This window comes from Streptomyces sp. NPDC098101 (assembly GCF_044760185.1).
Lineage (GTDB): Bacteria > Actinomycetota > Actinomycetes > Streptomycetales > Streptomycetaceae > Streptomyces.
This window is the reverse complement of the sequence record NZ_JBIWAS010000009.1, coordinates 19111-30738: the sequence shown is the minus strand read 5'-3', so window position 1 is coordinate 30738 and position 11628 is coordinate 19111. Positions and strand designations below refer to the sequence as shown.

Below are 11628 nucleotides of genomic sequence, written 5' to 3'. Positions count from 1 at the left end.
GGTCGTGGGACCCTGGTCGCCCATCGGGGAGAGGGACGAGCGAACAGATGGCATCACGTCGGGACGAACTGAACGCCTACACCTTCGCGAAGCGGAGGCTGATCGCACAGTTCGTGCAACCGAACGCGACGGGCTCGGAGGAGGGCGCCCCCCGCCCCCTGCGCGCGGTGGTGCCGGGGGCCATCGTCGGCGCGGTGGTCCTCGCGGTCTTCGGGGCCTGGGGCATGTTCAAGCCCGTCGCCCCCAAGGACTGGGACAAGCCCGGCGAGAACGTCATCATCGCCAGCAAGTCGACCACCCGTTACGTCGTGCTCAAGACCGGCGAGAAGACACAGCTCCACCCCGTCCTCAACATGTCGTCGGCCAAGCTGCTCCTCGACCCCGACAAGGGCAAGGTCATCAACGTCGACGAGTCCGTGCTCGACAGCGGCAAGATCCCGCACGGCGCCACGCTCGGCATCCCCTACGCCCCCGACCGCCTCCCCGGCGACAAGGAGGCCGGCGCCGCCAAGCGCTGGGCCGTCTGCGAGCGTCCCGGCGAGGGCGGCCGGGCGATCCAGAAGGCCGCGTTCGTCCTCGCCGCCCGCGAGGAGGGCAGGACCGACGGCGCGGAGCGCCTCACCGGCGGCGAACTGCTGTACGTCGAGGGCTCCGACCGCAAGCGCTACGTGGTCGACGCGAAGGGGACCGCGTACCCCGTGGAGAAGGACGAGCTGCTCCTGCGCCAGCTCGTCGGCCAGGGCCGCGCCGCCCAGCGGGTCTCCGAGGCGTGGCTGAACACCCTCCACAAGGGCGACGCCATCTCCTTCCCGGAGGTCCCGGGCCGGGTCGGCGAACCCGCCGGAATCTCCGACCTCCCCTCCGGGGCCGACAGGATCGGGACGGTGCTGTCCGCGACGGACGGCACCCGGAAGCAGATGTACGTCGTGCTCCGGGGCACGGTCGCGCCCGTCTCGGACTTCACGGCCAAACTGCTGCTCAACAGCCGGCAACTGGTCGAACTCGGCCAGGCCGGCCAGGCGACCTCGGTCAGCGGCGGCGCCTTCCGGCCGGGCCGCGCCTTCGGCCGGGACAAGAAGTGGCCCGAGGCCGTCCCGGTGCCCGTCAACGAGGCGAGCACCGACGAGGGCAGCCGGAACACCGTGTGCAACGTGCTGCGCGAGGTCGACGCGGACAACGGGTCGACCACGCTGAGCACCTGGGCGGGGAAGGACTTCCCCGCCGCCCTGCCGACCGGCTCCAGCAGCGCGTACGTCACCCCCGGATCCGGGCAGCTCTTCCGGCAGTTCAAGGGCTCCACGACCTCCAGCGGCTTCCTCTTCCTCGTCACCGACACCGGCCTGCGCTACGCGATGCAGTCCAACGGCGACAGCGCCACCGACGACTCCGGGATCGGCTCGTCCGGCTCGGAGGAGGAGAAGAAGGCCCGGCAGGCGGAGGCGCAGCAGGCCCAGAACCGCCTCGGCTACAAGAACGTCGAGCCGCTTCCCGTCCCCGCCGAGTGGTCGACCTTCCTGCCCACCGGCCCCCGCCTCTCCACGGGCGGCGCACGTCAGCCGCAGGGCTCATGAGGACCGGGACGCCGGCGAACCGGCTCTCCGGACCCTCCCGGCGCGCGCTGGCCGTCGGGGCCGCGACGACGCTCTGCGCCCTCGGCCTGCCGCTCTCCACGGCGGCGGCGGACGACGGCTCCCAGTGCACCTACCCGGGCAAGACGTACGAGGGCCGCCCCTGGTCGCTCCAGCGCGTCCTGCTGGACGAGCTGTGGTCGCAGTCCACCGGCAAGGGCGTCCGGGTCGCGGTCATCGACACGGGCGTCGACGTGAAGAACCCGCAGCTCGCCAAGGCCGTCGACGTCAAGAGCGGGATCAACCTCCTCCCCAAGGACGCCAAGGACGCCAACGGGTACAAGCTGAAGCGGGGCAACGAGAACGGCACCACCGACACCGTCGGCCACGGCACCAAGGTGGCCGGCATCATCGCCGCCCGCCCCGCCAAGGGCACCGGATTCGTCGGCCTGGCGCCGGACGCCGTGATCATCCCCGTCCAGCAGAACGACGCCGAAGGCCACGGCACCGCGGAGACGCTCGCGACGGCGATCCGGCACGCCATCGCCAAGGAGGCCGACGTGATCAACATCTCCCAGGACACGGCCGACGCCGTGAAGCCCACCAAGCTCCTCGAAGACGCCGTGAACGAGGCCCTGAAGCGGGAGATCGTGGTCGTCGCGTCGGCGGGCAACGACGGCCTCGGCGGCAACGTCAAGCGCACCTACCCGGCCTCGTACGAGGGCGTCCTCGCCGTCGCCGCGTCGGACCGCAACAACGAACGCGCGCAGTTCTCCCAGTCCGGCGACTTCGTCGGCGTGGCCGCGCCCGGCGTCGACATGGTCTCCACGGTGCCGGGCGGCGGCCACTGCGCCGACAACGGCACCAGCTTCTCCGCGCCGTACGTCGCCGGCCTGGCCGCGCTCGTCAAGGCCGAGCACCGCGACTGGACGCAGGAGCAGATCGTCGCCCAGATCCAGCAGACCGCCGAACGCTCGGTCGCGGGCCACGACCGCCTGGTCGGCTGGGGCGTGGTCGACCCGGTCAGGGCCCTGACCGAGGACGACAAGCCGATCGAGAAGCCCGTCGCCCACGAGGGGGTGACCCGCGCCGAGGCCCCGACCCCGGCCGCCCTCCACCTGGGCGAGACCCCGGAACAGCGCGCGTCCCGCCTGGCGACCTACGTGGTGGTCGGCGGGGGCGTCCTGGTGGCGGCGATCGCGGGGACGGCGGTGGCCCTGCGGGACCATCGCCGCAGGACCGTGCGGGAGTCCGCCCGGTGAGGGTTGCAGCCGCACACGGCTGATAGCGTCGATGCGGAGAAGTCTTGTGCGGCGCAAGTCACTTGGGACTGTCGGTCCCAGTCATTACAGTGATAGGCGCGCGATCGGTGGACGGGGAGTCGTCACGATCGCAATGTGGGGCAGTAGGAGTGAACGGGGAGGAATGGCTCGTGTGTGAGGCGACGGGGGACGGGGGCGACGGTGACGAGTGACCTTGAGCGCGGTGTCGGCGAGCTGAAGAAGTTCCGTGACCGGGTCGACGGGATCATCACGGACCTTGCGAGCGGCGCGGGCGGCGCGACCCGGCTGGGCGCGAACCGGGTGACGCGCGACTCCCTGGGCGTCGGAATCCCCTTCAAGGAGGCGGACGGCTTCTTCGGGGAGTACGACCGGGTGCAGAAAGCGCTCGTGGCGCTGTCGAAGTCCCTCGGCGGCCAGATCGAGCTGCTGCAGATCGGGGTCCACGCGGCCGACGTCGGCTACGACAACGTGGAGGACGACCAGCGCCGGCGTTTCCACGAGATCCAGACACGCCTCGCGGACGAGCGCAGGGACGCGATCGAGTCCGAGAAGAAGGAGATCGAGCGCCAGCAGCAGGAGCGGAGCGGCGACCCCGCCCAGCCCGCCCCGGCTCAGCAGGCCGACAAGACCGGCGAGGAGAACCTGCGGTGACGACCCATGAGTGACGAGAAGCAGCCCAGTGCGACGCCGAACCTGACGCCCCAGGAGCAGCAGCAGGCGAAGGACACGACCGACATCCAGCGGCGTTACGCGGTCACGAACTTCCTGGAGAACATGGAAGAAGTCCTTCCCTTCAACGTGGGGTTCAAGGGAAGCGTCTACGGTTCGACGTCGTTCGAGGGCCACCGGCTCAACGCGATGCTCGACCTCCTCGACAGCGCGAACCCGTCCGACCTGGAGCAGGCCGGCGAAGCCCTGGAGAAGGCGACGACCGCCCTCAACCAGGCCGCGAAGGACCTGAACACCTTCGTCCGCGGCGTCGACTGGAAGGGCGTCGCCGCCACCGAGTTCCAGCGGTACGGCTCCGAGGTCGTGTCCTACGCCTGGGGCATCGGCAAGGTCGCCAACGCGGTCGGCGCCCAGATGAAGGTGGCCAGCACCGGCCTCTCCTCGGTCCGCAACGCCAAGCCGCCCCGCGACCACCGCCTCGTCCAGAAGAAGCCCGAGGACTTCGCGCCCCCGGAGCGCACCCAGGACAACAAGGACTACCAGAAGGCCCTCCAGGTCGAGAAGGACCGCCAGGAGGCCATCAACCAGATGAACCGCCTGGCCTCGTTCTACGTGGTCTCCCAGGAGGTCCTGGGGGCCCAGACGCTGCCGAAGCCGCCGAAGTCGTACCGGGCGGCGGTGCCGCCGCCGGCCGGTGGCATCGGGAACGTGAGGGATTCCGCCGCTTCGCGTGACGGAGGCCTGTCGCGTGACGGCAGCCTGTCCCGGGAGGTACCGGGCCACATCGGTGCCAGTGAGGACCGCGCCACCCCGACGACGCCCCGCACCGGGCACGAACTCGACGGCTCCGAGCCGATCCGGGAGGGCCGGCCGGGCACGAAGGTGCAGATCGACTCGGTCGCCACGCCTCCGGCGCCCCCGATCACGACCACCGCGCCCACACCGACCGCGCCCACGAACACCCCGGGCCCGACCGGCCCCACGCTGCCGCCGCCGGTCGCGCTCGGCACCCCGCCGCGTACCACGGGCCCCCGGATCACCGGAACGCCCGGCGGACAGCAGCCCATCGGGCGGACCGCCGTGGGGCGTTCGGGCGGACCGACGAGCACCTCTCCGGCCGTGGGCCGCTCGGGCGGACCGGGGACCTCCCCCGCCGTGGGCCGCTCGGGCGGACCGGCGGGCTCACAGGCCGTGGGACGTTCCGGCGGCCCGACGAACGCGCAGGCCATGGGACGTTCGGCCGGTCCGGCGGGCTCGCAGGCGATGGGGCGCTCCGGCGGCCCCGTGGGACGGGCGGGCGGGCCGCAGGCCACCGGTCAGTCCACCCCGGCCGGACGCGCCACGCCCCAGACCGGCCGCCCCGGCGGCCCGGGGCAGTCCGCCACCGGCCGTACGGGCGGCGGACGGTCCAACCCCATCGTCGGCGGCACTCCGCAGCGCACCTCCGCCGGGGGCACCGGATCGCGGATCCCCAAGGGCACCGTCGTCGGCGGCGACGGCCCGGCGGCGGGCCGTACGGCCGCGGCCCGGCCCACCCAGGCGGGAGTGGTGGGCGCCCCCACCGGCAAGGGGACCGCACGCCCCGCCGGCCGTGGCACCCCCAGCACCAACGGCGTCGTCGGAAGCCCGCGCGGCACCGGCACGCCCGTCGGCGGCGGGCGCGGCACCCGGCGTCCGGACCGTGACGAACAGGACCGCGAAGGCTCCTCGCGCCCCGACTACCTGACGGAGGACGAGGAGACCTGGACGAACCGACGGCACGGCACCGTGCCGCCGGTGATCGGCTAACCACCCGGAAGGCTCGGAAGTCAGGATGACGGCAGGAATGATCGGGAGCGGCAGGCTTCGGCGAGCGCTGCTCGGCGCCACGGCGGCAACGGCGCTGACGGCGGCTCTCGTCGGAGCCGCCCCGGCGGCGGTCGCCGCCGACGCCCATCCAGGGCAGTGGTACCTGGACGCCATGGGCGCCGAGGACATCTGGAAGAAGGCGACCGGCAAGGGCATCAAGGTCGCCGTCATCGACAGCGGAGTCAACCCGAACACGCCCTCGCTCAAGGGCAAGGTGCTCAAGGGCTGGGACGCCTCCGGGACGAAGGGCGACGAGACCGACGACTACACGGGCCACGGGACGACCATGGCCGAGTTGATCGTCGGCTCCGGGGCGAACGGCGGTATCAGAGGTCTGGCGCCGGACGCCCAGGTGATCCCCTACCGGGTGAGCGACACCGAGCGGCAGCACGAACGCGGCATCAATGCCTTCGACATGGAAGAGTCGATCAAGGCCGCGGCCAACAGTGACGCGCAGATCATCAGCATCTCCTGGGCCTCCGATTACTCCAACACCTACACCCAGGATGCCCTCCGACTCGCGAACGAGAAGGGGAAGCTGGTCTTCGCGGGAGCGGGAAACACCGCCAAGAAGGGCAACAAGCCGCAGTACCCGGCGGCCTACCCCGAGGCGGTCGCCGTCGCGGCGACCGACCGGAAGGGCGTCGTGGCGGACTACTCGCAGCACGGCGACTACATCGACATCGCCGCACCGGGCAGCGACATTCCCGCCTGGTGCGACAAGGAGCTCAAGCGCTACTGCACGAGTGACGGCACCAGCAACGCCACCGCCATCGCCTCCGCCACCGCCGCCCTCGTTTGGTCCGTGCACCCCGACTGGACCGCCAACCAGGTCCTCCGGGCCATGCTCGAGTCCGCGGCACGCGGCAGCGACTGGACGCCGGGAACGATCAGCAGCTACCTCGGCCACGGGATCGTCCGGCCCAACGCCCACATCAACCGCGGCCTCGGCAAGCCGGGCGACCCGAACGTCAACCCCCTGACCAACACGAGGACCATCGGCGCACCCGGGCCGACCCCGTCATCGGACCCGTCTGCATCAGATGTGACACAAGCTCCCGACGGCAAGCCGACTTCCGACCCCGTTGTGGCAGGCTCCAGCGGGAGCACGGAGGGCGGCGGACGGACGGGACTCGTCATCGGCGCCGTCGCTGCCGTCGCCGTCGTGGCCGGAGCGGGCTTCGTGATCGTGCGCCGACGGCGCACCGCCTGACCCGTGTCCGGCGCCGACGGAGCCGGCGGCACGGGCCGAACCGACCGAACCACGTGCGCGTGAACCGGGCGCACGCGATCTCAACGAGAAACCCAGAGAGGGAGAGCGACACATGTCAGTCTTGAAGGTTGGCGATCAGAGTCTCAAGGATTTCCAGGACGAGCTCACCCGCAAGTTCGACGACGTCAAGGGGCAGCTGCAGTCCCTCCAGGGCGTCATCGACAGCCTCGAAGGCCGCTGGAAGGGCATCGGCGCCGGCGCCTTCGACGTCAAGCAGAACGAGATCAACCAGGGCATGGTGCGCATCGCCAAGCTGATGCTCAACTTCCAGGAGGCCATCCAGGTCACCCGGACGACCTCCAGCAACACCGACGACGAGGTCGAGGCGGCCCTGCGGGGCGTCGACGTGACCGCGGGCTTCTCCGGCGACGCCGGGGCCGAGCGTGCGGCCAGGTCGAACATCGCCGGTCTCTGACCCGGCGCGACCCGGCACCAGCCAACCCGTACACCCACCGACACCCGGAGGAACCATGTCGTCCAAGAACGACGGCGTCATGCTCGTCACGTACTCCTCGCTCGATGACGCGGCGAACACCATCGAGGCGCAGGCGAAGCGTCTGGACCAGGCTCTGGAGGACATCCAGACGAAGATCCGCTCCGTCTCCAACACCTGGGAGGGTGAGGCGAAGATCGCCGCGGACGGCGCTCACGCCAAGTGGGACAAGGAGACCCGCGCCATCCACACCGCCCTCCAGGGCATCTCCAAGGCGGTCCGCCAGGCCTCCCCGGCCTACCAGGCGGGCGACAAGCGCGCCGCGGGCTTCTTCTAAGCCGAGACGGCACCGGCAGCACACGGGGTGGACGCGCGCGGGAGGCGTCCACCCCGTTCCGTGCCTACCGGCCCAGGACCTCGTCACAGGCGCCCGACGCGCCGACGGCGTCGGCGTACGCCGTGACGAGGTCCTTCATCTGCTCCCCGGTCGTCCCGTCGCGCGTCGTCCTGACCGTCGCCCACACGGACCTGCCCGCGTCGTCCGCGGCCCGGCAGTCCACCCTCCCGACCGCGCCCGCGGCCGAGTAGACGAACCGACCGTCCTCGCTCCGCGCGTCGCCGGGACCGACCGACTGCGCCGGACCGGCCACGTCCCGGGCGGACGCGTCCTTCTCCCACCGCTCGACACTGGCCGAGAACACCGACTTCCCGTCGACGTGCAGCCGACAGCGCGCGATTCCGGTGCCCTCCGGGTCCGTGGGATGCGCGCTGATCTCCTTGCCGGGCGGCAGCACCGGCTCCAGCACCGAGGCCGGAACCCCGACACCACACAGCTCGGCGGGCACGGCGTACTCACGCGCGGGGGACGAGCACGAGACCGTCAGCACGAGCACGGCCCCCGCGCAGGCACCGGCCCCCAACAGACGCGCCAAACGACGCGGAGCTGTACGCATCGGCTTCATGAACCCTTCCGGTTCGCCCGATCGCCGAACGGCCCGGAGGCCGACGGCGCGGGCAGTGCCGTACTTCCGCGGTGTACGGGCACGCATCAGATGTCCGTCTGCAGTTCCGGCGCGACCCGGCCCGAGAAGTCGCCGCCGTGCTGGTAGCCGTCGCGCGCGCCCGTGCGGGCCCACTCGGCTATGTCGTCGGCGTCCGTCAGGCCATGGGCCTTGGCGGCCTCGGCCGCCGCTGCCTGGGTGTACTTGATGTTGTTGTCCAGACCGTTCTCCCAGTGCTCACCCATCTTCGCGCCCGCTTCCTCCTTGGCGCTCCCCTCGGCGTCCTTGAAGACCGCTTCGAGAACGGAACCGCTCACGGTGGTGGCGACACCGCCCACCGCCGCACCCACGATCGGGCTCGCGATGAAGGAGGTGCCGACGCCGATGCCCGTGCCGATGCCGCCGGAGATGCCGTTCTTCCACTGCGCCACGGACTGCTCGTACTTCTTGTCGGACTCCTCCGCAGGGCCCGCCACGGCCTCCTGCCGTCCCACGTTGAGCGTGCCGGAGACCTCGCCCGACGCGTGGGCGATCTCGCCGATCAGCAGCTGCTTGTTGCCGCTGTAGCGCTGGTCGGCCGGAAGGTCGGGGTTGAGGTGGTAGTCCATGAGGTTGGCCATGTACTCCTTCTGCCGCACCTCGACGGCCGCGTACCCCTCCGGGTCCTGGCCGACGGTCAGCAGGAAGCGGGAGACGTCCCTGTGGTCCATGACGGCCTCCGTGCCGGCCACGGGGAAGAGCTTCTCGATCCTCTCCCGGGCCTCCTTCTCGGTCGCGGTGGCGTCGGCGGCGGGGTTGGTGTCGGTCGTCGCCCGGTTGATGTCCGGAAGGTACTCGGAAGCGATCTGCCCGATGCTGTCCGACATATAGCCGTGGTCCGTCAGGCGCTTGTTGTCATCGGAGATCGACTTGACCAGGCTCTCCATCAGTTTGGCCTGGTCCGCGTTGTGCGGCGGAGTGTTCGCGGTCGGCAGCTCGCCCGCCGGGTGTCCGGTCGTCGCCGCCTCCAGGGCCTGGGCGAGGTTGTTGCGGCCCTCGATGCTGTCCTTGCCCTTGTCGTCCTGTTCCTGGGGCCAGTGCCGCTCTTCGAAGAGGTAGTCGAAGTTGCTCAGCTCGCGCTTCTCGTTCTTGCCGTTGTCGTCGGCGTCCTCCTCGAAGTCGTGGTCCTCGTCCTTGGTGACGAAGTCCGCGTTGAAGAAGTCCGTGGCGGCGTCGGGGCTGTTGGAGAGCGCCTTGAGGAAGCCGGTCATGGGGTCCGAGCCGGAGTCGGTGCCGGTGCGGTTGAGGTACGGATCCATGCCCATGCGCTGCCAGCCGATCGGCACGTGGCGACCGTTGTCGCTCATCTTCTTCTCGGTGTCGATGAGCTTCGTGCCGTAGTCCGTGAGGAACCGGTCGTCGAAGTTGCCCCAGCGCATCAGGTTGCTCATGACCTGCGCCCCGAACGTGGTGCTGTTCTTGGAGAGCGGCTGGTCCGCCAGGTTGACCATGTCGTACTTCCAGCGCGACATCTCGGGCGTGTCCGCCTGGGACGCGGTGGCCAGTGTGAGGCTCAGGTTCTTCTGGAGCTCGGCGTACTTCTCGTGACGGTCCGGGAAGACGTCCCTGTTCTTCGGCATCTCGTTCAGGCCCGCCCAGAGGTCGAGGGTCCCCTTGGGGCCCACCGTCGAGGCGAAGTGCTCGGCGAAGATGGGATCCCCGGAGTACTTCCCGAGCCCGGCGTTGAGCGCGTCGAAGTCCGCCGGCGTGAGGTCCTCGGGCTTCTTCTTCGCGATCGCCGCCAGCTTCTCGGCCTCCTTCACGGCGTTCGCCGCCGAGTCGCGGTCCTTGTACACCGCGTCGGAGAAACCGTGGTCGGTGAGGTCGACCAGCGCCTTCAGGGAGGTGGAGGCAGAGGTGTCGATCTCCGTCGCCTTGTTCAGGATCCCCTGGAGCTCGTCCCGGAGGCCGTCCACGTCGCTCTGCCCGTTGGGGGCCTTCTTGTCAGGGTTCTCCCGTACGGTGAACCCGCCGCCGTTCGCGGTGACGGTGAGGTTCTTCCCCCGGCCGCGCTCGACGGCCTCCTTCAGGAGCCGCTGCTGCGTCTTCAGCTCGTCCCGGGTGTCGAGCATGATGTTGCGTATCGACGTCGCCTGGGTGAGGGCGTCGCCGAACTCGCCGGCGGTCTTGCCCACGAACGCACGGCCGATCACCGCGTTGTCGCCGGCCCAGTCGGCCTTCAGGGCCTTGCCCTGCAGGCCGTCGTGGGCGTCCTTCTTCAGGGACCGGAGTTTGGTGAGCATGGCCGTCCAGTCGGAGACCGTGTCGTCGAGCAGCTTGAAGTTCGCCGAGTGAAGGGCTTCGAAATCCATCGGGGTCTCCTCTAGTCCTTCTTGTCCTTCTTCTCGGCGTAGACCGGATTGGGCTTCCCGCGGCCCGCCCAGTCCTCGTCGAAGCCCGCCTCCAGTGTCTGAATGCCGGAGACGTGCCGCTCGATGAAGATCTCGTCGCCCGCGTGGGCGTTCTTCGTGAAGTCCATGTGGTTCGAGATGAGCGCGCAGGCGTCCATCACCGAACCGAGCTGCTTGTCCCAGCGCGTCGACACGTGCTGGAGGGCACCGCCGAGCGCGAAGCCCTGGGAGGAGAGGTCGGACGCGGCCGTGTCCGTGGAGGTGACCCGCGCCTCCTTCCACAGCCGGTTGTACAGCTTGAACGCCTCGTCACCGATGGCGGCGAGGTCCTGCTGGTCGACCTCGAGGAACCCTCCGGACGGATTGCCCGCGTTGGGCCTGTCCTCGGGCGGCAACCCGTTCAGCTGCATCCGTGCCGCGTCCTTGCCGGCCGCGGAGGCCTTCAGCTGTTCCCACTCGTCCCATGCCATGGACGTCACATCTCCTTGCGGTTGCAGGCTATTCGGAACCTATTCGGGGGAGTTCCTCGGGAAACGTCCGCTGCTCCTGGCATTCACCCGCCTCGTACGAATGCCGCGCGAGCTGATAGGCGAAGTCAAGCACCACCCGGCGCAAGGCGTCACCGTGCAGCCGGGTCTCTCCGATGGTCCTGGCTTCGACGGTCAGGGATCGCGGTCTTTTCGTTTTCTCCGTGAACCGGCGAGGAGTGCAGGGCACGTACACCCAGGCGACGGTCGGCAGGGCCAGCGCCTGCACTCCGCCCTCCGACACCGCGACGGCGCCTTCCGCCAGGTCGGACCGGTGCGCCTCTCGCCAGTCGGCTTCCGTCCCCCCTCCGGACTGAGCCTCGCCGGAGATAGCCGAATCGGCGGTGCGCACGTAACAGGCGAACAGGAAATCCCCGTCCCCATGCGTGTTGAGCTTCCCGCGCTCCTCCGCCTTCCGCGCGGAAGGCAGCGCGTCGGCCGCGAGACCGCGGTCGACGGCGCCCCCGCACGGCCTCTCGGGAAGCCGGTCGATCCCCTTGGTGAAGACCTCCACGTACCCGAAGACCGCCCCGGCCACGACGACGCAGGCCGCTCCCGCCGCCGCCAACCGCTTCCTGATCACGATCCGCATCGCCTTCCTGGTCCCTGGGCCCTCCGTACGGGGAGACTCGTCGA

At 70.3% G+C, this 11628-nt stretch carries 11 protein-coding genes; 7 read left to right on the top strand and 4 right to left on the bottom strand.

Annotated elements, in window-relative coordinates:
• Positions 1–47: 47 nt before the first annotated feature.
• From eccB to ACIQVI_RS30405, 7 genes are all read left to right on the top strand, one after another.
• A complete protein-coding gene (gene eccB / locus ACIQVI_RS30435; RefSeq protein WP_403601707.1) occupies positions 48–1571 on the top strand; it encodes a type VII secretion protein EccB in 1524 nt (507 codons plus the stop codon).
• Positions 1568–2830 (top strand): type VII secretion-associated serine protease mycosin, encoded by a 1263-nt coding sequence (gene mycP / locus ACIQVI_RS30430; RefSeq protein WP_403601704.1) that lies wholly within the window; start codon positions 1568–1570, stop codon positions 2828–2830. Before eccB ends, mycP begins: the two co-directional genes overlap by 4 nt.
• A 201-nt stretch (positions 2831–3031) precedes the next feature.
• Positions 3032–3502: a hypothetical protein gene (locus tag ACIQVI_RS30425; protein WP_403601701.1), complete on the top strand. Its 471-nt coding sequence runs from the start codon at positions 3032–3034 to the stop codon at positions 3500–3502.
• Positions 3503–3508: 6 nt separating this feature from the next.
• Complete coding sequence (locus ACIQVI_RS30420; RefSeq protein ID WP_403601698.1) at positions 3509–5308, top strand: hypothetical protein; 1800 nt, start codon at positions 3509–3511, stop codon at positions 5306–5308.
• A gap of 25 nt (positions 5309–5333) precedes the next feature.
• The gene (locus ACIQVI_RS30415) at positions 5334–6581 is read left to right on the top strand and encodes a S8 family serine peptidase (RefSeq protein WP_403601695.1); all 1248 of its coding nucleotides are present in this window, start codon (positions 5334–5336) and stop codon (positions 6579–6581) included.
• 112 nt (positions 6582–6693) lie between these two features.
• The gene (locus tag ACIQVI_RS30410) at positions 6694–7056 is read left to right on the top strand and encodes a WXG100 family type VII secretion target (RefSeq protein WP_383318045.1); all 363 of its coding nucleotides are present in this window, start codon (positions 6694–6696) and stop codon (positions 7054–7056) included.
• 55 nt (positions 7057–7111) lie between these two features.
• Positions 7112–7411, top strand: a complete 300-nt coding sequence (locus ACIQVI_RS30405; protein WP_121830596.1) for a WXG100 family type VII secretion target — start codon at positions 7112–7114, stop codon at positions 7409–7411.
• 64 nt (positions 7412–7475) lie between these two features.
• Here the strand turns inward: ACIQVI_RS30405 and ACIQVI_RS30400 are convergent, their stop codons facing one another.
• The 4 genes from ACIQVI_RS30400 to ACIQVI_RS30385 form a co-directional block, all read right to left on the bottom strand.
• Positions 7476–7961: a hypothetical protein gene (locus ACIQVI_RS30400; protein ID WP_403601691.1), complete on the bottom strand. Its 486-nt coding sequence runs from the start codon at positions 7959–7961 to the stop codon at positions 7476–7478.
• Between the two features lie 161 nt (positions 7962–8122).
• Entirely contained in the window at positions 8123–10426 is a 2304-nt protein-coding gene (locus ACIQVI_RS30395; RefSeq protein WP_403601688.1) for a hypothetical protein, read from the bottom strand.
• Positions 10427–10437: 11 nt separating this feature from the next.
• On the bottom strand, positions 10438–10935 hold the full coding sequence (locus tag ACIQVI_RS30390; RefSeq protein WP_403601686.1) for a hypothetical protein: 498 nt from the start codon (positions 10933–10935) through the stop codon (positions 10438–10440).
• Positions 10936–10963: 28 nt separating this feature from the next.
• On the bottom strand, positions 10964–11584 hold the full coding sequence (locus ACIQVI_RS30385) for a hypothetical protein (RefSeq protein ID WP_403601683.1): 621 nt from the start codon (positions 11582–11584) through the stop codon (positions 10964–10966).
• Positions 11585–11628 lie beyond the last annotated feature (44 nt).